The sequence below is a fragment of the Vibrio cholerae genome, from assembly GCF_008369605.1.
Lineage (GTDB): Bacteria > Pseudomonadota > Gammaproteobacteria > Enterobacterales > Vibrionaceae > Vibrio > Vibrio cholerae.
In genome coordinates this window covers 47039-71365 of the sequence record NZ_CP043554.1, presented here as the reverse complement: position 1 = coordinate 71365, position 24327 = coordinate 47039, and the positions used below count along the sequence as shown (strand labels likewise).

At 49.3% G+C, this 24327-nt stretch carries 22 protein-coding genes; 6 read left to right on the top strand and 16 right to left on the bottom strand.

Annotated features, from left to right (window positions below; all coding sequences use genetic code 11):
• Nucleotides 1-20: 20 nt before the first annotated feature.
• The 7 genes from cdpA to lptM form a co-directional block, all read right to left on the bottom strand.
• A complete protein-coding gene (cdpA, locus tag F0316_RS00365) occupies nt 21-2510 on the bottom strand; it encodes a cyclic di-GMP phosphodiesterase CdpA (protein WP_000495580.1) in 2490 nt (829 codons plus the stop codon).
• A gap of 109 nt (nt 2511-2619) precedes the next feature.
• Entirely contained in the window at nt 2620-3339 is a 720-nt protein-coding gene (gene yigB, locus F0316_RS00360) for a 5-amino-6-(5-phospho-D-ribitylamino)uracil phosphatase YigB (protein ID WP_000899910.1), read from the bottom strand.
• A gap of 2 nt (nt 3340-3341) precedes the next feature.
• Nucleotides 3342-4277: a tyrosine recombinase XerC gene (xerC, locus tag F0316_RS00355; protein ID WP_000786729.1), complete on the bottom strand. Its 936-nt coding sequence runs from the start codon at nt 4275-4277 to the stop codon at nt 3342-3344.
• Nucleotides 4246-4944, bottom strand: a complete 699-nt coding sequence (locus F0316_RS00350; protein ID WP_000084657.1) for a DUF484 family protein — start codon at nt 4942-4944, stop codon at nt 4246-4248. Before F0316_RS00350 ends, xerC begins: the two co-directional genes overlap by 32 nt.
• A 13-nt stretch (nt 4945-4957) precedes the next feature.
• Complete coding sequence (dapF, locus tag F0316_RS00345; protein WP_000545404.1) at nt 4958-5788, bottom strand: diaminopimelate epimerase; 831 nt, start codon at nt 5786-5788, stop codon at nt 4958-4960.
• An 11-nt stretch (nt 5789-5799) separates the two neighbouring features.
• Nucleotides 5800-7053: a diaminopimelate decarboxylase gene (lysA, locus tag F0316_RS00340; protein ID WP_000384387.1), complete on the bottom strand. Its 1254-nt coding sequence runs from the start codon at nt 7051-7053 to the stop codon at nt 5800-5802.
• 32 nt (nt 7054-7085) lie between these two features.
• On the bottom strand, nt 7086-7202 hold the full coding sequence (gene lptM, locus F0316_RS20420) for an LPS translocon maturation chaperone LptM (protein ID WP_000726424.1): 117 nt from the start codon (nt 7200-7202) through the stop codon (nt 7086-7088).
• Between the two features lie 75 nt (nt 7203-7277).
• On the opposite strand from lptM, the gene cyaY reads away from it, so the two are divergent.
• The gene (cyaY, locus tag F0316_RS00330) at nt 7278-7592 is read left to right on the top strand and encodes an iron donor protein CyaY (RefSeq protein ID WP_114742678.1); all 315 of its coding nucleotides are present in this window, start codon (nt 7278-7280) and stop codon (nt 7590-7592) included.
• A gap of 105 nt (nt 7593-7697) precedes the next feature.
• Here the strand turns inward: cyaY and F0316_RS00325 are convergent, their stop codons facing one another.
• On the bottom strand, nt 7698-10229 hold the full coding sequence (locus F0316_RS00325) for a class I adenylate cyclase (RefSeq protein ID WP_001149666.1): 2532 nt from the start codon (nt 10227-10229) through the stop codon (nt 7698-7700).
• Nucleotides 10230-10585: 356 nt separating this feature from the next.
• Here F0316_RS00325 and hemC point away from each other — a divergent pair, with 356 nt between their 5' ends.
• From hemC to F0316_RS00300, 4 genes are all read left to right on the top strand, one after another.
• Nucleotides 10586-11521, top strand: coding sequence for a hydroxymethylbilane synthase (gene hemC, locus F0316_RS00315; RefSeq protein ID WP_000141019.1), 936 nt, complete (start codon nt 10586-10588; stop codon nt 11519-11521).
• A gap of 76 nt (nt 11522-11597) precedes the next feature.
• Complete coding sequence (locus tag F0316_RS00310) at nt 11598-12365, top strand: uroporphyrinogen-III synthase (protein ID WP_000217491.1); 768 nt, start codon at nt 11598-11600, stop codon at nt 12363-12365.
• On the top strand, nt 12349-13536 hold the full coding sequence (locus tag F0316_RS00305; protein WP_149560139.1) for a uroporphyrinogen-III C-methyltransferase: 1188 nt from the start codon (nt 12349-12351) through the stop codon (nt 13534-13536). Before F0316_RS00310 ends, F0316_RS00305 begins: the two co-directional genes overlap by 17 nt.
• Nucleotides 13533-14729, top strand: a complete 1197-nt coding sequence (locus F0316_RS00300) for a heme biosynthesis protein HemY (RefSeq protein WP_000620217.1) — start codon at nt 13533-13535, stop codon at nt 14727-14729. Before F0316_RS00305 ends, F0316_RS00300 begins: the two co-directional genes overlap by 4 nt.
• 62 nt (nt 14730-14791) lie before the next feature.
• Here F0316_RS00300 and hemN read toward each other — a convergent pair whose 3' ends face one another.
• From hemN to F0316_RS00275, 5 genes are all read right to left on the bottom strand, one after another.
• On the bottom strand, nt 14792-16180 hold the full coding sequence (gene hemN, locus F0316_RS00295) for an oxygen-independent coproporphyrinogen III oxidase (RefSeq protein WP_000100647.1): 1389 nt from the start codon (nt 16178-16180) through the stop codon (nt 14792-14794).
• Nucleotides 16181-16318: 138 nt separating this feature from the next.
• A complete protein-coding gene (locus F0316_RS00290; protein WP_001013982.1) occupies nt 16319-16807 on the bottom strand; it encodes a DUF2489 domain-containing protein in 489 nt (162 codons plus the stop codon).
• A 9-nt stretch (nt 16808-16816) separates the two neighbouring features.
• The gene (yihI, locus tag F0316_RS00285; RefSeq protein WP_000091428.1) at nt 16817-17365 is read right to left on the bottom strand and encodes a Der GTPase-activating protein YihI; all 549 of its coding nucleotides are present in this window, start codon (nt 17363-17365) and stop codon (nt 16817-16819) included.
• Entirely contained in the window at nt 17365-18003 is a 639-nt protein-coding gene (locus tag F0316_RS00280; protein WP_000549852.1) for a class I SAM-dependent methyltransferase, read from the bottom strand. The genes yihI and F0316_RS00280 overlap by 1 nt, the downstream gene beginning before the upstream one ends.
• A gap of 200 nt (nt 18004-18203) precedes the next feature.
• The gene (locus tag F0316_RS00275; RefSeq protein WP_000731839.1) at nt 18204-18821 is read right to left on the bottom strand and encodes a c-type cytochrome; all 618 of its coding nucleotides are present in this window, start codon (nt 18819-18821) and stop codon (nt 18204-18206) included.
• A gap of 151 nt (nt 18822-18972) precedes the next feature.
• On the opposite strand from F0316_RS00275, the gene yihA reads away from it, so the two are divergent.
• Complete coding sequence (yihA, locus tag F0316_RS00270; RefSeq protein WP_000111625.1) at nt 18973-19635, top strand: ribosome biogenesis GTP-binding protein YihA/YsxC; 663 nt, start codon at nt 18973-18975, stop codon at nt 19633-19635.
• A 501-nt stretch (nt 19636-20136) separates the two neighbouring features.
• Here yihA and F0316_RS20415 read toward each other — a convergent pair.
• The 3 genes from F0316_RS20415 to F0316_RS00260 all read right to left on the bottom strand — a co-directional run bounded on the left by F0316_RS20415 (nt 20137) and on the right by F0316_RS00260 (nt 24319).
• Nucleotides 20137-20184, bottom strand: coding sequence for a hypothetical protein (locus F0316_RS20415; protein WP_438356636.1), 48 nt, complete (start codon nt 20182-20184; stop codon nt 20137-20139).
• Between the two features lie 193 nt (nt 20185-20377).
• On the bottom strand, nt 20378-23182 hold the full coding sequence (polA, locus tag F0316_RS00265; RefSeq protein ID WP_149560138.1) for a DNA polymerase I: 2805 nt from the start codon (nt 23180-23182) through the stop codon (nt 20378-20380).
• A 708-nt stretch (nt 23183-23890) separates the two neighbouring features.
• The gene (locus tag F0316_RS00260; RefSeq protein ID WP_162922744.1) at nt 23891-24319 is read right to left on the bottom strand and encodes a GNAT family N-acetyltransferase; all 429 of its coding nucleotides are present in this window, start codon (nt 24317-24319) and stop codon (nt 23891-23893) included.
• Nucleotides 24320-24327: the final 8 nt, after the last annotated feature.

Genomic DNA, 24327 nt, shown 5'->3' with positions numbered 1-24327 from the left:
GATGACGCGTCTATCTTGCGTTAACCCAAGCGTGAAGGTCGACCCAAGAAATAGCCTTGTAAATAATCCACCCCCATATCTTCACTGATGCGACAAACCGTCTGGTTATGGACAAACTCCGCCACGGTTTTCGCATTCAGTACCTGACACAATTTCACGAGCTGCTCGGCAATCCGGCGCTGCTTCACATCCTGATCAATATTGCGGATCAAGCTGCCATCGAGCTTAATCACCTGCGGCTCAAGCTTCACTATCTCATCAATATTGGAATAACCACTGCCAAAATCATCGACAATGATGGTCGCGCCCAGTGTGCGGAAATGGTTACACACTTCAATCATCCGCCCGTAATCTTTGATTTGTTCGCTCTCCAACACTTCGAGCCCGACACGGGCGGGATCAGCCACCGATTTGATTGCCGCTTCCAAATGCTGCAAGGTGCGCTCACTCATCAAATCTTGCGGTGAAAGATTGATCGAAAACGCCTCCGGGCGATGACGCATCATATTGAAGGTATGCGTTATCATCTGCCGGCTCAAACGAGTATAGAGGTGAGTATCGGTGATGATCGGGAGAAAATTCCCAGGCAAGATAATTTCCCCTTCATCTTCAATCCGCACTAAACATTCGTAGGAAGCCACAATGTGACTACGCGCCTGACAAATCGGCTGCGCATAAACCACCACATCATCACGTACCACCGCGCGGCTAACCCGCGATAGCCAATTCAGCCGCTCCTGACGAACACTTTCTTGCACTTTTAAACGCGCTGCATTACAGAAATGGTGGTTGTTGTTAAACGCGTAGCGGCGCGCTTCGATAGCACGCAGCAATAGCTCATCCGGCGAATGCTCTGCAAAATCGCCCTGACTGACTAACCCAGCGCACAACGAGATCGACAAATAATCCACATTCGGCAAACCGTAGGGCTCGAAGTTGACGTGCTCCAACTGCTCCACAAACTGATAGAAATGGCTATGAATACTTTTCCCGTCCAGTTTGGCACGAAAAACCGTTGCCCACTCGCCGACCCCAATCGCATACAAACCGCTCTGCCCCGCCAATTTCTGATCCAAAAAGACCTGAAACTGTTCACTCAAATCACGCAGTAGCTTATCGCCTACCGGATAACCGTACTTCTCATTGATCTGATTGAAGTTGGTCACTTTCAGGGCGATTAGGTGCTCATTGGCCGCGAAGTTCGCCAATCGCTCACGTAACACCACTCGATTGGGTAAGCCAGTACGTCGGTCACGCCGGTAACTCGCCGTCAGTAATGAGGTTTGAGCGCGGATCTGCTGCGCCAAATTGTCCGTCATGGCATCCAAATCGTGAAACGCATGGCGGATCAAATTAAACAGAGGGGACGTCATCCCTTCCGGATAACTCGGCAAGGGGATTGGGACAAGATCGTCACGCACCGCCCCTTCACGTAAGGCAAGAAACGTCATGCTATGGTGCATCACTTGTTGCTGACCATGCTCATACAGCAGCTCTCCCCAACAGTAACAACCATCGGTCGGCGCCACCGCCTGAAGCGGTTGTAACTCGTGATTCTCATGCATGAAGTTTAAACGCAGCGCACAGTTAAACACCCACACTTGTTGACACTGCTTAGCTTGCAGCTGCTGAGCGGTGAGATAGACCCGCTCTAGAGTTAAACTCGGGTGATCAAAACAAAAGCGCACTTCATCTTGCAGCGCCAGTGGGCGGTTAAACCTTAGTCCGCCTTCCTCCGCCAGCCCGAGCGGCAGATAAAGATCTTGGTGGCGGCATTCCCCTTTCATCAGTGGAAAACTGATCAGCCAGTCATGGGGTAAGTCGGCTTGTGCGCCCAAATTGCGCTGATAAATCGCCTCTATCGGCTCATCATCCAAACGTAAGACCCGATCACCCTCCACGGCAGTGACCCGATAGGTGCGCCCAACAGGCTGCCACTCCGTGTAACCGCCAGTTTCGACATAAAGCGCTTCGCCATGCAGCGCAATAGCCACACTGGCGTTCTGATAACAAGCCTCATCGAGCAAAACCCAGCGACCACTGGGAGTTTGTTTGGCGGCTCCACCAGCGACGGGCACTGGCGCACCCTGCGTGTCGCGTAAGGCAAATCGTGCGGCTTGCAAGGTATCCATCTGCCAAGAAAAACACACCACCGCTCGAGACGTGCTAGTGAGCTCGAGCTGGCGAGCTAAGCGCTCCGCGTCGGCAGCCTCGTCATCACTGTAATCCACAACGGCACGGCTAAGATAAGTTTGCTCAAACACGGTGATTTGCAGCAACGTCATCTGATGGTGTACTTCCCCTTGGAAAATCACCTCTTCGGTACTGCATCCAAGCAGGCAAGCTTGTGGATAGTGACTACGGATGAGCTGCGCAAGCTGCAAAACATGCTCGCGACTCAAAGGAGAGAAAATTTGCACTAAGATGGATTGCCCATGAGGAAGATCCATCGTTTCGAGCACCTGATTGGCCGATGCTAAATCTGGGATGAGACGCGAGACCGTAAACATAAAGAGCTGATAAGCCAGTGAAATGTTTATGCATTATGCAATGCAATCGTTACCGCAGACTATACTCAATAACCATGCAATGTGATTTTTGTGACTCGATGTTATGCACCTAGTTAACTATTAGAAGTAATTCCGAGAGACGCTCGATCTCCACGTCGGGTAATACGCTCGCTTTGGCGAGCCGACGAATACTCTGCCCTTGATCGTTAAACCAGCAGGCTTGAAAACCATTTCGCCGCGCCCCTAGCACATCGGTTTGTAAATGATCCCCTACATGCAAGATTGAACGGGGCTCAAGCTGAAGCTGTTGTGCTGCTTGTGCAAAGAGATCGGGATACGGTTTGGCACGGCCGTCTGGCCCTGCGCGCAATACCGTTTGGAAATAGCCACTTAAACCAATTTTTTCTATCTGGACATTGCCATTGGTGATCGCAATCAGCGGCACTTTAGCCGCTAACTGAGCCAACACCCGATGCGTTTCGGCAGGCACATCGACTTGATTACGCCAGCGCATCACTTGCTCAAGCGTCTCGCTCGCCGCTTGCTCCGCCTCTGGCTGCGCATAGCCTAATTCCAGTAAACCATGCTGCACCTGTAAATAACGCCATTGGCTCACATCATGGCACTGCTCCGGGAAGCGGCGCGCTATATCACGCTTCATCGCCAGCCACCAAGCCAAAGGACGCGTCGCCGTAATGGGATGCTCACTTAACAACCACTCAGTGACTTTTTCCTCGACTTGTTTGATGACCGGACGGTTATCGTAAAGGGTATCGTCCAAATCAAACGTCAGTGCTTGAATCGAAGCCAATGGGCGGTAAAACAGCATGGTTAATCATCCTTATTCTTTTTGCGCGCCCGAGGATGCGCTTGGTCATACACCTGAGCCAGATGTTGAAAATCGAGGTGGGTATAGATTTGCGTTGTCGCGATGTTCTCGTGCCCAAGTAGCTCCTGCACCGCACGCAGGTTATTGCTCGATTCCAGCATATGGGTGGCAAACGAGTGGCGCAATTTATGTGGGCTGATATGACTGGCAACCGCCTGTTTTTGGCCCCATTCGGCCATGCGTTTTTGTACACTACGGTGTGAAATACGGGTACCGAGTTTGGACACAAACAGCGCCGTTTCTGCGCTATCTGCCAATTGACTGCGCAATTTGAGCCATTTACCGACCCACTCTTGTGCTTGTCCAGCAAACCACACTTTGCGCTCTTTGTTGCCTTTACCGATGACACGGATCTCACCTTCGCTTAGATTAACGTCTTTGACATCAATCGAAACTAGCTCAGCCAAACGCAAACCCGCGCCGTACATCAGCTCCATGATCGCCCGATCGCGAATCGAAAGCGGATCATCATCGGTCACTTCCAGTAACTGCGCCATTTCATCGACATCGAGATTTTTCGGCAAGGTACGCTGCTTGCGCGGCGCAGAGACGCCTTTCGCAGGGTTAGCCTGAAGCTCGCCACGTAAAATCAGAAAATCTAGGAAACTGCGCAATGAAGACAAACGCGTCGCGATACTGCTGGCTTTCATCCCCTGCCTTTTCCCCTGCATCACCAATTGACGCACCCACGCCGAATCAAGCTGTGTCCAGTGGGTGAGCCCAACCTGTACTAAGTACTGGGTCATGGTTTCCAACTGCTGCTTATAGTTGCGCTGGGTATACAGGCTCAACCCTTTTTCCGTATGCAGGTAGGCGTAAAAACGCTCCAGCGGTTGAGCCAACGCATCAGGAAGCGGGGTGAGTTCGTCGTTCTTCATCGTGTGACTGCCAAGGTAATGTCTCGATCAGATGAGCTAAGACTAACGCCAGATGGCGCAAAAACAAGGTATCCATACTCGGCTGAAAGTGGCCGCCATCTTCACTGGCGAAGGCCAAAATTCCCAGCGGCGCTTGGCGCTGCAAAGGTAATACTACATACGAACCCATTTCTGGCGCGGGCCTATCCCCCAACAGACGTTGCCGATCCGCTTGGCGTAAGCGGCCTAAATAAGCCGATTTGCCATTAAAATGATTGGTCGCAAAGCGCTGCCAATCCTCACTGGCTAAACCGTATTTTTCATCATGACGCTGCAGCAGGCGTACGTAAGCACGCAGATTGAGTTCACGCGCTTTGGCTTCAATCGCGTGTAACACCGCTTGCAACGATGAGCATTTTAGAATCTGCTCTTGCAGATCCATAAATTCATGGAAAGTACGATCGTTATTTGCCGCGAGCGACATCAAGGCGGTGATCTCCTCTTCGAGAGAATCTATCCGCTGGCGCTGACGCGCTAACTGCACATGAGCGAGCGATACCGCCCCCGTTTGGGTCGGCAAGGCTAAACGTTCGACCAGATGAGGATGATGCTGAAAAAAATCGGGATGTTCATAAAGATACTCTGCCACCACTTGGGCAGTCAGAGCATCCGCCGTTACCTGAGACAAAATTGAACCTCAATTAGCAAGAGATTTGGCCATCGTAGATATGAGTAGCCGGGCCTGTCATATACAGCGGTTTGCCGGGGCCTTGCCAGTGGATTTCCAGCTCACCACCGGGAAGATGGACACGAACTTGCTCATCCAGTAAACCTTGCAAAATGCCTACCGCAACCGCGGCGCACGCGCCACTGCCACAAGCTTGAGTTTCGCCCGCACCACGTTCATACACGCGCAAATTGATCTCATCGCGGCTCACGACCTGCATAAAACCGGCGTTGACCCGCTCAGGGAAACGCTCGTGCGATTCCAAAAGCGGCCCTAAGGTTTCTACCGCAGCAGTGCGGATATCGTCCACCACAGTCACTACATGCGGGTTGCCCATACTCACCGCGCCGCAAAACAAGGTATGTTCACCGACACGCAGAATGTAGGTTTTTTCGCTCTGTTTGGCGCGAAATGGGATCTTGTTCGGCTCAAACTCCGGCACACCCATGTTCACGGTGATCAGATCTTCCTCTTCCACATTGAGTACCATTTTGCCTTTCTTGGTACTGACATGGATGGTGTACTTGTTGGTTAACCCTTTCATGCGTACAAAACGGGCAAAACAGCGCGCGCCATTGCCACACTGCTCCACTTCGCTGCCATCGGCATTGAAAATACGGTAATGGAAATCCGATTCTGGATCGTAAGGCGCTTCAACCACCAACAGTTGATCAAAGCCGACTCCCGTATGGCGATCCGCCAGACGGCGGATCAATTCCGGAGAGAAGAAGACGTTTTGGGTAATACAGTCCACGACCATAAAGTCGTTGCCCAAACCGTGCATTTTAGAAAAATGGAAATGCATAGAAGATAACTTTACTCCGGTAATACCGATTCTAACGCCCACAAGCTGCTAAGCTCTTCACGCTGACGTACCAAATAGGTTTTATTGCCATCAACCATAACTTCAGCCACTCGCGGACGGGTATTGTAATTCGACGACATGGTAAACCCATATGCACCTGAAGAGCGCACCGCCAGTAAATCCCCCTCTTGCAACACTAAGTCGCGATCTTTCCCTAGGAAATCACTGGTTTCACACACCGGGCCAACCAAATCATAGGTTTGCGCTTCGCCTTGGCGCGGACGCAGTGGAATGATGTCTTGCCACGCTTGGTATAGCGCAGGGCGGATCAAATCGTTCATCGCCGCATCAATGATCGCGAAGTTTTTGTGCTCAGTGTGTTTGAGAAACTCCACCTTAGTCACCAATACTCCCGCGTTAGCCGCAATCGCGCGTCCCGGTTCAAAAATCAGCTCTAAATCGCGGTGGCGCTCTAGGCGATCCAGCAATGCTTTGGCGTACTCCGAAGGCTGCGGAGGCAGTTCATCACGATAAACCACCCCTAAACCACCGCCGACATCCAAGTGGCGGATATGAATGCCTTCCGCTTTCAGCGAATCAATCAGTGCCAGTAAACGGTCAGTCGCATCAATAAACGGTGCGAGAGCGGTTAGCTGTGAGCCGATATGGCAGTCAATACCATGTACATCGAGGTTGGGTAAGCTGTGCGCTAAGCGATACACCTGCGCTGCGCGGTCAAAGGTGATACCAAATTTGTTATCACGCAGGCCCGTTGAAATGTAAGGGTGAGTTTTGGCATCCACATCAGGATTGATGCGCAGTGAAATTGGCGCTTTAACACCAAGCTCGCCGGCCACTTTATTCAGGCGCTGCAGCTCAGGCTCCGATTCCACATTAAAGCATTTGATCTTCAATTGCAGGGCGCGCTTCATCTCAGCTTCGGTTTTACCCACACCAGAGAATACTACCTTGCTTGGGTCACCACCGGCGGCCAAGACACGCTCTAATTCGCCAACGGAGACGATATCAAAACCTGAACCCAAACGAGCTAAAGTATTCAATACCCCTAAGTTAGAGTTGGCTTTCACCGCATAACAAATTAGGTGAGGATAATCACCAACTGATTTATCAAACGCGTGCCAATGGCGCTCAAGTGTCGCTCTTGAGTAAACATAAAGCGGTGTACCGTACTGGTTTGCCAAATCGGCGAGTGGAACTTGCTCAGCCCACAACTGACCATCTTCCTGATAATTGAAGTAATCCAAAATGCTTTCCCTTTTATTCTTAGTAGCGTGATTTACTGACTTTGCTCACTTTGTTTTGCATCATCAGGCATATACAGTGGCCCAGTTTGCCCGCATCCCGCTAACGCGAGAGCCGACAACAAAAACAGTGCAGTGAATTTCTTTTTCATTTTGCATATCGTGCTTATTGAATCAATGCCCCCTATAATCGCACCACGATTAGGAAAAGCAATAGGATAGATAGGATGAACGAAACTGAATTTCATCAACTCGTCGATACCCAGCTAGAGCGTATAGAGGCCGCGATTGATGAGGCCGGCGCGGATATCGACTACGAAACGTCAGGCAATGTGATGACACTCGAGTTTGATGATGGCAGCCAAATCATCATTAACCGCCAAGAACCGATGCGTGAAATCTGGCTAGCCTCCAAATCAGGTGGCTACCATTTTAAATCGATTGATGGCGAATGGATCTGTTCAAAAACTGGGCTTGAGCTGCTCACGCTGCTCAAGCAAGAGTGTGATAAGCACGCCGATGAACCGATTGATTGGGTTTAAGCACGAAAGTCGCTTAGGCATGCTGTCGCTGACGCATAATAAAAAAGAGCACGATTGTGCTCTTTTTTATTGATAAGGATTTAGAAAACCTGAGACGCCAACGAGTTAGGCATTGACCACTTGCGAAGGCTTGGAATACACAGCGCTGTCGTTACGGTACGGCACCACGTACGTTTCTCCCTCTTCTGGGTGGATGATTTGGTAATACTGCGGCAAGTTAAAATTGATGCTTTTCGCGCCGAGTTTACTGCTGTCATCCAACATCGAGGTGTAGAAGCTGTTGACGCTGGCAATCATTTCGTCTTTTTCGCCATTAAACTGGTGATAGACTTCAACACGGTTGGCCTCATCAAGCACATAGATGTTGAAACCTTTCTCGGTATCTTCAAAGAAGAACTGCACCAAACCTTCACTGGCAAAACTATCCACCACCGCTGGCAATGGGTAATCTTGATCGCGATCGAGCATCAGTAAAGGCGAGCCCTTGAGCTTATTGGTTGAGATGCTGCGATAGAAATCGACCGAGTTCTCCAACTTCTGAACCGAAACACCACGACGTTCAAAGAACAAACCATACATCTGATCGCCCATGCGCAGCGCTTTGAAACGACGACGTTTCTCTTGCTCCATCGGCTTGAGGCGCAAATCGATACACTCAGCCAACAGTTGATAAACCAAGTTACGCATCACACCACGCAAGTTTTTGCTGTAGCAGAACACATCCACCGATTCTGGCGGCAGCGCATCCTGATGCATTTTTCCAAGCACGGTTTTCAACGCATCAAGCATGGCCGTCTGGCCTTCAAAATGCAGGGTACGCACTTCTTGCCACGAGTTGCGATACACCAAATCGACACTGCCGACTAAGCATTTCTGCTCAGCACCAAAACTAAAAATATCGATATTTTTCAGGTCGACTTTCAGCGCTTTCCCACTCAATTCACTGGTTGGGTCGTGCTCAAAATTGATGAACATGGCAAGCTGGCTAATCTCACAAGGATTAGCGAGCGCTTGCATAGTAGGGCGACGCTTACGCAGCGAAAAGGTATTACGCAGATCGCTGACCATTTGGTAGAACTTGTCGATGTCCAGCTGCGCTTCACGCACCACCGCATGCAATCGAGTCGACTCAGTGATCAGGCCATTAAAAAAGGCCCACGCCACCAATTTACTCAAGTATTCGTTGTGCTCAAGATACGGCTGACCAATCAAGCGCTGCGCCTGTAGCGGCTGCTTGTAGAGATACCAACCGGGCTTATTGGTGCGTCCAGCACAAACCTCAATAAAACTTAAATCGGGCTCATGCAGGTCTGGGGAAATTTGTGGATTGAGCAGTGTGACTTTCCCCGGCAGCACTTCAAACGCCGCGTACAGTTTACGCGCCAAAATCGAGATATCTTGTGGGCTAATGGCAGAGGTGATGTCATTACGACGCGCAAACTGGATCAGGTTACGATAGCTGAGCATCAAGGCATCAAGCAGTGCGTGGTGCACGACCTTCACTTGCTCGACTTTCCAGTGACGACGGTTATCGAGCTCGGCAATCAAGTCTGCGCTCCATTGCCATTCGCTAGTCAGTTCCCGTAACGCTTCACGACGCCAAGGCATCGAGCCGACGCCCGGCTCACGCGATAACTTCTCATGGGTTTTGAGATAGAAACAGCGGCGCACTAAATCAAGGCGCGTGCTATCACCAATTCGCACCAAATAGCGCGTCACTTTCTCTAACATCTGATAGTAAGAGTCCATGCCGTACAGATCCGGCTCATCGGCAAAGAAGCGGCGCTTGCTGTCGATACTCAACAGTTGAGTGTGCGGGTACTCCCACGAATAGGCTTCAAGCAAAATGGCTTTGAGCACCGATTTATAAGGCGAGTCAATGCTCTTATACAGTTGCCACAAGTTCGCGCCAAAGTACTCTTCAGCCGGAATGCGGTTTAACTTGCCAAAATCGATCCACTCATTGCAGTTCAAATACCCATTTGAACAGAGCTCGTGAACATATTCGTCGTAGCACTCTTCCATTTCTGGTGGCACGATTTGCCACAGCAGTCGCTTGCCCGCTAAGCGCACCGCAGAGCGGTAAAACTCATCCAATAACAATAAATGCTGTGATGAACCACAGTTTTCACCGCTTAACGCTTCGGAATGGTTATGGCGAAAACGCTCTTCATTCATGATGAAGAAATTGGCTTCAACACCCTGACTTTTCGCCCAATCGGTAATGAGCAGACATTTACTGGAGAGGTTGTCGCGCGCCTCACAACTCATGTGAGCAGAGACACAGACCCAAATATCCAGATCGCTCGATGTGCTTTGACCGATCGATGAGGTGCTGCCCATCGTATACAAGCCTAAAATTGCCGGATTGTCAGTTGGCGTTAACGGCTCGCCGAGCGTCAACTGCGCATCATCGATGAATTGCTGCTGGATAGGATTGGCTTCAAACAGATGGATACCGAAAGGCGTATCAGCAGAAAAATAACCGGGGATCAGGGGATGATTAAATTGAAATAGTGCGGGAATGAGGTGGAAAACACGTTGACTTTGCAAATCCATAAGAGCCAGCGCACGTTCAATACGTTGCCGGTTTAACTTATCAAGTCTATGGATTAAGGTCTGAGTATAAGCCTGCAAGTTTGCTTCCCTGATATGACAGATAAAAGCCGCTTTTTGGTTATGTTTTACGCGACCATGCCAACAAAACGTGATCAATCTAACACTTCTTTCCGGTTTGGTAAAGCGCTCTTGGAAGCACATCACACCAAACTAAACACTTATCAACACAAAACAGCATAAATGATTACAGTGTTGTTGCAAATTGCCGTTTTGTAAGTATCGCCAAGATAATAAATGCGAGTCGAATCACACAATCAAGCGCGAAAACGACATTCTTCTGCGCAAAATCGTTCCGACTCGAACTAGTTGTAAGCATTTTAAGCCCCAAGTGATAGGATTAGGCGATTTTAAAACAGATGGATAGGAACATCATAATGACCGAGACGCCGATTCGCATTGCAACCCGCCAGAGTCCACTGGCTTTGTGGCAAGCCAACTATGTTAAAGACGCCTTAATGGCAGCCCACCCCGGACTGCAGGTGGAGTTGGTGACTATGGTCACGCGCGGCGATGTGATTCTGGATACTCCACTGGCTAAAGTGGGCGGTAAAGGCTTATTCGTGAAAGAGCTGGAAATTGCCATGCTCGAAGGGCGCGCCGATTTAGCTGTGCATTCAATGAAAGATGTTCCGGTCGATTTCCCTGACGGTCTAGGCTTAGTCACCATCTGCGAACGAGAAGATCCGCGTGATGCGTTTGTCTCAAATACCTACGCCAAGATTGAAGATCTGCCTTCAGGCGCTATCGTCGGTACCTGCAGTTTACGCCGTCAATGCCAACTCAAAGCGGCACGGCCAGATTTAGTGATTAAAGAGCTGCGCGGCAACGTGGGGACTCGCCTAAGTAAGCTTGATGCGGGCGAATACGATGCCATCATTTTAGCGGCAGCAGGCCTAAAACGCCTTGAGCTCGAAAGCCGTATTCGTAGCTTTATTGAACCGGAACAGTCCCTACCTGCGGTTGGCCAAGGTGCCGTCGGTATTGAATGTCGCGTAGATGATCAACGCGTGCGCGCCCTACTCGCGCCCCTTAACCATGCTGATACCGCCGATCGAGTGCGCTGCGAACGCGCGATGAATCTCACGTTACAAGGTGGCTGTCAGGTGCCGATTGGTAGCTATGCACTGCTGGAGGGTGACACTATTTGGCTACGCGCTCTTGTGGGTGAACCCGATGGTTCGCAAATCGTGCGCGGCGAAATTCGCGGACCTCGCACACAAGCTGAGCAACTTGGCATCACGCTGGCTGAGCAACTGCTTAGCCAAGGAGCCAAAGAGATCTTGGAGCGTCTCTACTGTGACCATGAATAATGGTGACCACGAATAATGGTAAGCCTATGTCCGCACGCATAGACTGATTGCTTATCTCGCATTGATTGAGGGTGTTATGACAGTACTGGTCACTCGTCCTGATGAACAAGGCGCAGAGCTGTGCCAACTGCTGCACCAGCAGGGCATCCCCGCCCTGCACCATCCGCTGATCGCCATCTCTGCCAGCCCTCAACTTGCTGCGCTGGCAGAAGATTTATCTTCATTCGATATCATCATTGCCGTCAGTCAACATGCCGTCATCTTCAGTGACCAATTTCTGCAACATCGCCGAATTTGTTGGCCAAATAACGCTATTTACCTTGCCGTTGGTCAAAAAACCGCGCATGTTTTCAGCAAAGCCTGCCAACAATCAGTAGACTATCCAGAAATAAGCGATAGTGAACATCTGCTGGCACTCAGTATGCTGCGGGATGTTGCAGGTAAGAAGGTATTGATCTTACGTGGTAATGGTGGTCGTGAGCTGATTTATTCCACCTTAGTGGAAAGAGGAGCGACAGTGCGCTATCAAGAAGCGTATTGTCGACATGAGCGGCCATTTGCCGCCGCCGAGTGTGTCCAAAAATGGCAGTTGGCGAAGGTCGACTCACTGGTGATCACCAGCAGTGAGCAGTTGGCTTTTTTTATCCGTCAGTTCGAGACATCACACTTGCCATGGGTGCAGCAGTTAACTTTGCTCGTCCCCAGCCAACGGATTGCCACTCTCGCCCATCAACTAGGATTTCATCGCATCGTGGTCACGCTAAGTGCTGCTAATCGCGATTTAGTCGCGGCATTGATGCCCGAAAAACCAACAGGAACTCTGAGCAATGACCAACAACAATAAACCGCAACAAGAACCTGAAACCACAGTAAACCCAAGCTCGGCAGCGGTGACTCCCCCGACCGCGCCCGACAAACAAGATAGCCCAGCGCCAAAGCAACCGGCGACCAAGAAAACCTTGGACAGCACACCAGCTCAAACTCCGCCGCCGCAACCAAACTCGCAAGGGAAAAAGTTGGCAAGCGTGGCGCTTTTGCTGGTGTTAGCGCTCGGCGCAGGTTTTGCCTATGTGCATCAGCAGCAAAAAAGTGAATTTAACAACCAGTTGCAAGCCGTACGCGCAGAGCTGAAACAAACTCGTGATGCGCTCAATGCGCAGTTGGAACAAACGGTATCGAAAGCCACTGAGATTACTCATCGCGCAGAAACCGTGTTGGAACAGCAACAAAAAAGTATTGAAAGCTTGCAGCTCGCCGTGGCGGATATTAAAGGCCGTCGCCCAAATGATTGGCTACTTGCAGAAGCGGATTACTTGGTCAAGCTCGCGGGTCGCAAGCTGTTTCTTGAGCACGATGTGGAAACCGCAACTCAATTGATGGAAAGTGCCGATCAGCGCATCGCTGCGCTTAATGACCCTAGCCTCACGGCGCTGCGTAAAACGATGGCCAATGACATCACTACCCTGAAAAATATCCCGCTCATTGACCGCGATGGCTTAGTGCTGCGCCTCATCAGCTTGCAACAGCAGATCGATAACTTACCGCTGGCCAATGCCATCTTGCCTGCCGATCAGCCACAAACAAGCCAAGCGGTATCAGAAAACCTCGATGACTGGCAAACCAACCTGAAAAATTCGCTCAAAGCGTTTGCCGATAACTTCATCACATTCCGTTCACGTGATGGCAATGTGATCCCTCTTCTCTCTCCTACTCAGCATTTTTATTTGCGAGAGAATCTGCAAGCCAAGTTAGAGACGGCGATCAAAGGGGTGTACACGGAACAACAAACACTCTATCGCACCGCTCTCGACACCGCCGCCCAGTGGTCAACATCGTTCTTCAATCCAGACGATAAAGCCGTACAAAGCTTTAACGCAGCGTTGGCCCAGCTCGCCGAGCAGCAAGTGCAAGTGGAATACCCCGTTAAATTACAGGCTCAGCAACAGCTCGCCGATGTGATCAACGAACGCTTGCGCCGCAGTGTTTCACCACTGACCACGGGGGCTGAGCAATGATTCGTCTCATATTCCTCTTTGTTGTCTTAGGACTTGGCCTGTTTGTGGGAACGCAATACGCTGGCCAACAAGGCTATGTGCTGATCTCGATCGCCAATCGCACCATTGAAATGAGTGTCACCACTTTAGTGATTTTTATCATTGGAGCATTGGCTGCCCTGTTCGCTCTAGAGTTTTTGGTGAAAAAAATCCTCTACACCAGCTTTCACACTTGGAACTGGTTTAGCGTGCGTAAGCAGCGTCGCTCACGCCGTTATACCAATGAAGGGATCATCAAACTGCTGGAAGGCGATTGGACACAAGCCGAGAAGAAAGTGACTCGTTGGGCCAATCACCACGATATGCCGCTGCTTTGCTATCTTGTCGCTTCAGAAGCCGCCAATGGTATGGGCGATCGAGCTAAGCGCGATCATTACTTAGCGCTGGCCGCTCAGCAAAATAACTCGACTTTGGCGGTGGAGCTGACGCGCGCCAAACAACAACTGGGTGATGGCGATAACCAAGCGGCCCTAGAAACCTTAACTCAACTGCAGCGCAATCACCCGCACAATACGGTGGTGCTCAACTTGCTCAAGCAGTGTTATCAAGCCCTTGGCGAGTGGCAACCACTGTTGGCCTTGCTGCCCAAACTGGTCAAAGCGAAACGTCTGAGCAATGAGGAAGCGCAGCAACTGGAAATCACCGCTCAGCGTGGCATTTTGCAAGACATTGCCAGCCAAAAAGGCAGTGAAGGCTTGATGCAACATTGGGCTCAGCTGTCACGTAAACTGAAAGCGGAGCCAGAACTTTTGATGTGCTTTATCACTCAGCTTATTCAACGCAAAGCTGACTATGAGGCCTTCTCAATGATCAAAGAGAGCTTGAAGAAACAAGCGACTCCTGAGCTGTACGCGCTACTGCCGGAGCTCAATATCAGCGATCGCCATCCCCTGATTGCCTTACTGGAAGAGGCTCTGCGTCGGGATGGCAATAATGCCGAAGCACATAGCGCTTTGGGTCAGCTGTATCTGCGTGAGAAACATTGGGCTGATGCGCAGAAACATCTCGAAAAAGCGCTGTCACTGCGCTCTAGCGTCTCCGACTATGCCTATTTGGCTGATGCACTGGAAAAGCAGAATTTCACGCGTGCCGCACACGATGTTTCTCGTAAAGCGCTCTCTTTGCTGGAGTCACCTTCCGCTCAGTCATCCTGAATTTAAGCTGAGCACAAACAACAAGGCCACCGCATGCGGTGGTCTTGTTGTGGAATGCAGTCTTAAATGACTCGCGAGAACTGCTGCTGACGCGCCCGCTCACGCAAGTATTTATCAAAACACATACAGATGTTGCGAATTAACAAACGCCCACGCAGCGTCACTTCAATCATGCGTTCATCCACCGTCACCAACCCATCGTCGATAAAGGTTTGTAGCAGAGCTAAATCTTGGCGGAAGTAGTGATTGAAACGCAGATTAAACTCACGCTCAATCGCTGTTTTATCAAGCTTGAAATTACAAATCAGCTGCTTAATCACTTCACGGCGCAGTAAATCATCTTTATCCAGTGCCACACCTTTCCACAAGGCATGACGCATCTCATTGACTTGCGCATAGTATTTTTTCAGCTCTTTCTGGTTTTGTGCATAGGCATCGCCCACCATGGAAATCGCCGAAACCCCAAAGCCGACTAAGTCACACTCACCTTGGGTGGTGTAGCCTTGGAAATTACGGTGCAAAATACCGCTGCGCTGAGCAATCGCTAGCTCATCATCCGGCAAGGCAAAGTGATCCATACCGATGAACTGATACCCCGCGCCTGTTAGCGTGGTGATTGTCTGCTGTAAAATCGCCAGTTTTTCTTCGGCGGCAGGTAAATCGGCTTCTTTAATTTTGCGCTGCGCCGCGAACAGTTGCGGCATGTGCGCGTAGTTAAATACCGACAAACGCCCCGGTTGCATGGTCAGCACTTGTTGCAACGTCTGGGCAAAGGTTGCTGCGGTTTGCTTAGGTAAGCCGTAAATGAGGTCAAGGTTGGTCGAACGAAAACCCAGCTGTTTAGCGCGCTCAACCAGATCAAAAATGAACTGCTCATCTTGCTCACGGTTAACCAGCTTCTGCACTTCTTTATTGAAATCCTGCACCCCGATGCTGACTCGGTTAAAGCCTTCTTGGCGCAGGTGATCAAGCACCTCTAACTGGATTTCACGCGGATCGATTTCAATACTGATTTCCGCCTCATCGGCGAAGTGAAACTCGCTACGCAGCAGCGTCATCAAACGACTGATTTGAGCGTTGGTCAAGAACGTCGGCGTACCACCACCGAAGTGGAGTTGAGTGACGTTTCTTCCGATTAATAGTGAGGCGCGTTGACGAATTTCATGCTCAAGCACATCAAGGTACTCATCCGCTTTGTGCGAATGACGAGTGATCACCTTGTTACAACCACAGTAGTAACAAAGCTTATGGCAAAACGGGATATGAATGTACAGTGATAATGGTCGCTCTGGGTACTGAGTACAGGCCATATCAAAGTCAGCGATGGTAAAGGCTTCATGGAACTCAACCGCAGTCGGGTATGAAGTGTAACGCGGACCGGAGTAGTTGTACTTATCCAGAATGGCCTGATCCCATACGATCTGTTGGCTGGGTACGACATACGACGACATAATGAATCTTTCCGTTTTGCTCAATTCTTGACGGGCTATTCTGCCACACGACATTGACGAACGTCGGGCGGCAGAACAGGATCTGGCAACAAAATATTCGATTCTGCTAGCGCGATCACTCCCCCTTTCGGGTTAGTTTCACACCATCTGAATCGCGATTTGATTATTCAGCGGCTGAATGCGCTGCTTGAGTGCGGTGAGTTCGACAATGATCGCATCTTGCAGACGACTTTCTGCTTTGGTGCGCTCCAGATTCTGTTTCATCCGCTCTTGTTTGGGGAGTTGTTGGCGCGCTTCGCCACGCGGCATATTTTTCACCACATGGTACAGCTCGCTGATGGCAGGATACTCTTGTTCAAAATTGATGCGCTGCTCACCTTGTACGTAATCCATAATGCAATAGACGCGAATACTGATTTCAGAGAGATCACACTGTCCCTGAATCCCCGCCATACAAAGGATATTAACGCTGTCAAAGATGTTGGCATTACGCTTTTCAATCGCTAACTGTTGCTGTTGCCGCTGTAGCGCCTGCTGCTTTTTCACTTGCCACAGCAAGTAAGCTGCATAGCTGGCCAATGCCACGATAATGGCACCGCCCACACTAGCCAGTAGCATCCCGTTCATCACCGCTCCTTAATCTTGGTACTTATCCACATCCAGCTGCTCAAACTCAGACAATAGATCGTCTTCAGTTTTGCGCTTTTTAGTCGGTTTTGACTGTGGTGCCGGCGCTGGCTCTGGTTCATCGTCGAGCAAGCCCAACTGCTCCATCAGCACTTCAATGCGATCCAGCTTCTCATCCACGTATTTCTGCAAGCCAATCCCGAGCTTCTCGCCGTTGTCGAGTCGGTCGAGCAGCACGTTGAGTTGTGCGTCTTTCTCTAGCATCGCTAGCTCTTGCTCAGCCGCCAGTTTGCGCTCTTGCTTATTGAGCTTCTTCGGCTCTGCCACAATCAATGGAATCGGCTTTTTGCTCCCCAAACGCGGGTCGCGCTTTTGCGCCGCTTGGCGCACTTGGCTTTCACTGCCTTCTGAATGGCGGCTGCCTGACTTTAAGCCTTTACGCTTTTTCAGTTTTTTACGCAGGCGGCTTTCCAATTCGGATTCGCTGCGTGTACGTACCACGACCAGTTGATCGTTACTGTTGGTACCCGGTTTTCTCGATTTTTTTGAGCGACTCATTACTGGGTTTTCCTCAGTAAAATTACATCATTACCAATAAATTCAAGTTCGAGCTGATCCCGCTCCGCCAGATACTGAAACGTAGCACGACTAAAAAAGATCACATGGGTGAGATCATTCTTGTAGTGCCAACCAGCAAACGCGTCTAAGTCTTTGACCATTTTTGTCATCAGACCAATCCAGCCGCCTGGCTTAACTAAATTTAACCATTGCTGCCACACTCGGTGCGGATCGTGCAGATGCTCAATCACCTCGGTCGCAGTCATAAAATCATATTGACGGTTCAACACTTGCGTATCTGGATGATAGAAGATGTCGTACAACGCCATGCTGTGTCCCGCCTCTTCTAACATGAGAGACAAGGTTGGACCCGGCCCACAGCCAAAATCTAGCCCTTGTGATTGGGGAGGCACTCTCTCAAGCATAGGAGAACAGACACGTGATAAAAAGCGTCGATAGCCCTCATCACTCGGAATGTTCTGATGCAAGTCATAGAAGCCCTTTTCGCGCTCCGCACTTAAGCGTTGCTCAGGATTCACATACACTAGTTCGCACTGCTGACATTGAAAATAGTCGCGCTGCTTATCAGCAAAATACGCTTGGCTATTTTCACTGTGACATAACGGGCATAGATGCATGCTGACCTCCTCCAACGGGATGCGCAACATACCAGAAACTGCCTTGAGAGTGGAGTGTAAAAGGCGATTTTCTCATCAGCCTAAACAAAAAACGCTGAATTGTTCGATGCGTTACCCCAAAAGAGGTGGGCAAGCCATAAAAGCAACAGCCCTAGTAAGGTCACTAGGGCTGTTTAGTCATCTTTGCTCGTTTTGCCTAATTAGTGTAGGCCACCTACGTATTTGGATAAGATATCGATATCCGCATCGGTCAGCTTATGTGCCACATCACGCATCATTTCGTTCATATCGTTCGCACGAGTGCCGGAACGGAACTTTTCTAGCTGCGCTTTAATGTAGTCAGCATGCTGGCCTGAAATTTTTGGAAAGCCTGATAACTCCGTACCATTACCGCGCGGACCATGACACGCGATACAAGCGGTCAACCCACGTGATGCATCCCCAGCGGTATAAAGTACTTTACCTTGGGCCACGACATCTTCCGGTGTGGTATTGCCAGAGATAGGCATAGAGGCATAGTATGCCGCCAAGTCAGCGATATCTTCATCGCTCAGTGGCATCGCCATTGCACTCATCACAGGATCATAACGGCCCTGTTTTCCACCGCTGGAAGCACCCAATTTCAGTTCCTTGAGTTGTTTCTCAAGGTACTTCTCATGTTGCCCTGCCAGTTTAGGGTAAATGGTTAACGGGCTGTTGCCGTCTGCACCGTGGCAGGCAGCACAGGTTAGAGATTTGGCTTTACCAGCTTCGATACTACCTTGGGCCCATACAGAGCAGCTGGCTAAAACACTCAAGATTAGCGCTAATTTCTTCATGACATTCCATTTATAATTATCAAGCTTCCAGTACCACTCTAGGGTACCTCTCATGGTACAATAGGCGACCTTATGCCGAGCACGGTTATTTTACACAATTTCACAAAAAAGTAATCAATCGACTACACAAAGTCGAGATGGAGTTAACACAGTGAGCGTAAAAATTCATTACCAAAACACGCATTTCATTACCAGTGCGCCTGATATTCGCCATCTTCCTGAAGATGAAGGTATCGAAATTGCGTTTGCAGGACGCTCTAACGCTGGTAAGTCAAGTTCCCTTAATCGCCTGACCAACCAGAAAAATCTGGCCAAAACCAGTAAGACTCCGGGTCGTACTCAGTTGATTAACCTTTTTAAAGTAGCAGACGGCTGTCATATCGTCGATTTGCCCGGATATGGCTTTGCTCAAGTCCCGCTAGAGATGAAGCTCAAGTGGCAGCGAGCCCTTGGTGAATACTTACAAAAGCGCCAAAGCCTAAAAGGCTTAGTGGTACTGATGGATATTCGTCATCCGATGAAAGACCTCGATCAGCAACTGATCATCTGGGCGGTAGAGTGCGGAATTCCAGTACAAGTGATGCTGACTAAAGCGGATAAGCTAAAAAGTGGCGCTCGTAAAGCACAAGTATTGAAAGTGCGTGAAGAGGCAAAAACCTTTGGTGGCGATGTGGCCGTTGATGCCTTCTCTTCATTAAGCGGAATTGGTGTCGATACTCTGCGCGCCAAACTGGATGAGTGGTATGCACCGATGTTGGCAGCTCTTGCCGAACAAGAAGAAGGCGAGCAGCCTGAATCGTCTACCGACCAATAGTCTTACTATGTCACGACAAACCTCGCTCATGCGGGGTTTTTTATTACCACAATTCAGAGATGTCACTCAGGATTGTCGATGGTAGGCCAACAAATATGAGGGAAAGCAACAAAATCCCCACCATCCTGGTGGGGCAACGGGAGAGAAAACGGTTTTTATTGTTATGGCCCAAGCATTTCGCAAACGCGGCTCTTTTTCAAGTCGGCACAAAATGCTCGAGATCAGATGACTCAGATAGCTTAACCCTTGCTGCTCTTGGCTTTCAGTATCGTTCGACGGCTTAAATGCTGTGTTTTAGAGACTTGATTTCTCGTTAGAAATAATAAAAGTGTGAATGGTGTTTAGTTACAGAATGGAGTGTTTTTGTCGAATCAATCCGCTTAAAGTACATAAGTGACCGACCACAAAATGGGCAGAGATATAGGCTAAAAGTAGAGCTGAAAACGCAGAATAACGCCCAATAAAAAACGCCCCAGTCAAATGGTGACTGGGGCGGCTGAATCAGCCTAATCCAATAACGTGAAACAAAAGGTCTGAAAGATAGAACATCTTACCTCTGTACCCTACGCGAGCTAATGTACAACAATTGGTCAGAATTGAAAATATTTTTTGTAGTTTTTTTTCATTAAATTTTAGTTAAACAACATAACTGTCTGAGCTAGGTAAACTTTTTTTAGTGATAAAAAAAGCCAGCGAACGTGCGCTGGCTCATGTATTTCTTCAGTTTCGCTGGAAAATCGAGCTAGTGCGCCTGATCCCAGTTGTCGCCGTGGCCGGCTTCGGCCACTAAAGGCACTGCAAGCTCGGCCGCTGACTCCATCAGCTGTTGTACTTTACTTTCAATTTCGGATAAAGATGACTCTTTAACTTCAAAGACCAATTCATCGTGTACTTGCATCAGCAATTTGACTCGGCCATCGCCTTCCCGCTCAATCCACTCATCCACCAACAACATGGCTTTTTTGATGATGTCTGCCGCGGTGCCTTGCATCGGTGCGTTGATCGCTGCCCGCTCAGCCGCTTTGCGACGCATAGCGTTACGTGAGGTAATTTCCGGCAAATGTAAGCGACGACCGAAGATGGTTTCGACATAACCCAATTGTGCAGCACGGCTACGCGTATCTTCCATGTACTGCATCACGCCGGGATAACGCTCGAAGTATTTATCCATATACTCTTGTGCTTCACCGCGTGGAATACCGAGCTGTTTTGCCAGACCAAACGCACTCATGCCGTAGATCAAACCAAAGTTCACCGCTTTCGCTCGGCGACGCTGCTCACTGCTCACTTGATCAATCGGCACACCAATGATTTCTGCTGCTGTCGCCGCATGGATATCTTTCCCATCACGGAAAGCATCCAATAACGCCTGATCGCCCGACAGGTGCGCCATGATGCGCAGCTCGATTTGCGAGTAGTCGACCGCCATGATTTTCCAACCGTGCGGAGCAACAAACGCTTGGCGAATACGGCGTCCTTCTTCATTACGTACTGGAATGTTCTGCAAGTTAGGATCAGTGGAGGAGAGACGCCCAGTGGCCGTCACCGCTTGATGATAGGAAGTATGCACGCGCCCTGTACTTGGGTTAATCATCTTCGGCAGCTTATCGGTATAGGTCGACTTGAGTTTGGCCAGACCACGGTACTCAATCAGCACTTTCGGAAGTGGATAATCTAAAGCCAATTCTTGCAACACTTCTTCGTTGGTTGAAGGTGTACCGGATGGCGTTTTTTGCAAGACAGGCAGCTTCATCTGCTCAAACAAAATGGTTTGTAGCTGCTTCGGCGAGCTTAAGTTGAACGGCTGACCTGCCAACTCATAAGCTTTTTGTTCTAATTGATCTAAACGTAACGCAATTTCTTGCGATTGGGCACTGAGCAGCATGTCGTCGATCATCACGCCCGTACGTTCAATACGTGATAGCACAGGTACCAGCGGCATTTCGATTTCGCGATACACTTGCTCAAGCTTAGCGTCTTGCTCAATCAACGGATGAATACGCTGATGCAGACGCAACGTCACATCCGCATCTTCTGCCGCGTATTGTGCCGCTTCTTCTAAAGCGATTTGGTTAAAGGTGAGCTGGTTCTTACCCTTGCCTGCCACTTGTTCAAACGAGATACAGCTGTGCTGTAAAAAACGCAGCGCTAAACTATCCATATCATGTTTGCCACCCACGCTGTTATAGACGTAGGATTGCAGCATGGTGTCGTGACGAATACCACGCAGCTCAACGCCGTAGCGCGCCATCACGCTCGCATCGTATTTGAGGTTTTGGCCCACTTTGGCTTTGCTTTCATCTTCAAGCAGAGGTTTCAGCTGGGCAATCACCCAGTCGCGATCCAACTGCTGCGGCGCATCCAGATAATCGTGCGCGACTGGCAGATAAGCCGCTTCACCTTCGGCAACTGCAAACGACATCCCCACCAAATTGGCGACCATGTAATCAAGGTTGTCGGTTTCCGTATCAAAGGCAAACAGCTCGGTTTGTTGTAACTTCTCTAACCAAAGCTGGAAGTCTTGCTCGTTTAGGATGGTTTGATACTGGCTACGATCGATGTGGGCCGCAGGGCTTTCGGGAATCGCAGCCGCATGACTTGCTGCGGTTGACACAGTAACTGAAGAGGTTTTCGTTTGCTCGTCCGCCGTAACAACACCTGTACCACCATCAAGCAATTCGGTCAGCCAAGATTTAAAGGCGAGCTTACCGTAGAGCGACATCAACGCATCTCGATCTGGCGTTTGTTTTAGCAGGGTTTGCGGAGACTCCTCAAGCTCAACATCGCATTTGATGGTGGCGAGTTGATAAGAGAGCTTGGCATTATCGCGGTTCTCTTCCAGCTTTTGTGCCATGGTTTTTGAGCCACGGAAGCCTAAAGCGGCGATTTTATCGAGGTTGGCGTACAGCGCTTCTAAGCCGCCAATCCCTTGCAAAAGTGCGGTCGCGGTTTTTTCACCCACCCCAGGTACGCCCGGAATGTTATCCACTTTATCACCCATCAAGGCGAGGTAGTCGATAATAAGCTCTGGCGGGATACCGAATTTTTCAATCACACCTTCGCGATCCAGCACGACGTTGGTCATGGTATTGATCAGGGTAATATTATCATCCACCAACTGCGCCATATCTTTATCGCCGGTACTGATCAAAACAGGCATACCAGCTTGTGAGGCTTGGCGCGCCAACGTACCAATCACATCGTCAGCTTCTACACCTTCAATCGCCAACAGCGGTAAACCCATAGCGCGAATAACTTGGTGTAAAGGTTCAACCTGACAGCGCAACTCATCTGGCATAGGAGGACGATGAGCCTTGTATTGATCGTACATCTCATCACGGAAGGTTTTTCCCTTGGCATCAAAAATCACCGCCATGCGATCCGAAGCGAACTGGCGCATCATGCTGCGAATCATGTTTACCACACCATAGATGGCGTTGGTTGGGATTTCACCATTACTCATGGTGCCCGGGTAAGCATGAAATGCGCGATAAAGGTAAGAGGAGCCGTCGATCAAAATCAATGGATTGTCAGGTATATGAGCCATAGAAGGATTATCCAAACGTAAGTAAATGAGCCTAGGATGCCACGACTAATGCTTGGATTCCATGTTGTTACCGTTTTTGGCTCATTCAGGGGATATCCGACCCACTTACCCACCCCTGCATTCTGTGGATAACTCTGTTTATAGATTTATTTACGTCGATTTAAAACCGATAAATTTACTGCATGATTAATTTTTAAGTTAATGTTTTTAAAAAATAAAAAAAAGGATCGACTAAAAATGAAATGATCTTTTGCGGATCGTAAATTGTGGAAAAGACACTCGCTGCCCTTTTGCTCACTCTGCTTACGTGATGGATTGGCCAGTGGATGAGTGCAGTGAAACTTCATACTTGTCCACTCATTGCTGGGATAATATTAAGCTTCAGTGGATAACTTCATGAGCGAGAGCGAGAACCATAACATAAAAAGAAAAAGCGACACCCGAAGATGTCGCCTAGCAAACGAGGTCAAAGCCAATTTTTTGATTCGCTTTACCAAAAAGCTAAAAATTACACTGGAAGCAATGTGAGCAATGTCGTGTCAAAAAGAACCTGCTCAAGTTCGACCGTTTCGCTACCGCATATCGATGACTCGATAAAGGGTGACTTAACGTCCTGGTGAACCTTCACTTGTTCCCTAAGACGTGGTTAATAATAATAGTTCTCATTTAATAGTCAACACCCAAATGAGAAAAAATCTCATTTATTTTTTAGAGAACTTTAACAAAGTGGATTCGGCTCTCGACAATGGATTCTTTTTTCTCATAATCTTCAATGAGATAACCATTTTTTATCAACAGCCGTAACATGGCGGGAAACTGATTACGCGATTTCACTTTGATACGTTGATACCCCTGCTCTAACGCCCATTTTTCTTGCACGTCAAGTAAGCGCTGCGCGATACCATGCCCTCGTGCGGCAGGAGTCACACCACCAAACCAGCTGTAGAACGTTTTATTATCGAGCTCGTAACCCATTTTAAAACCTAGCAATTCGCTCTCATTTTCTGCAACGAGCACTAAGCAAGTCTTATCGTTCAGCCGAGCTTGTAAGCTCTGTTCCGTCTCTTTCTGCGCAAACTCATGAATTTTCTCAACGATTTGTACAATTTCACTCAGGGAACCTTCACGAATTAACATCATTTTTC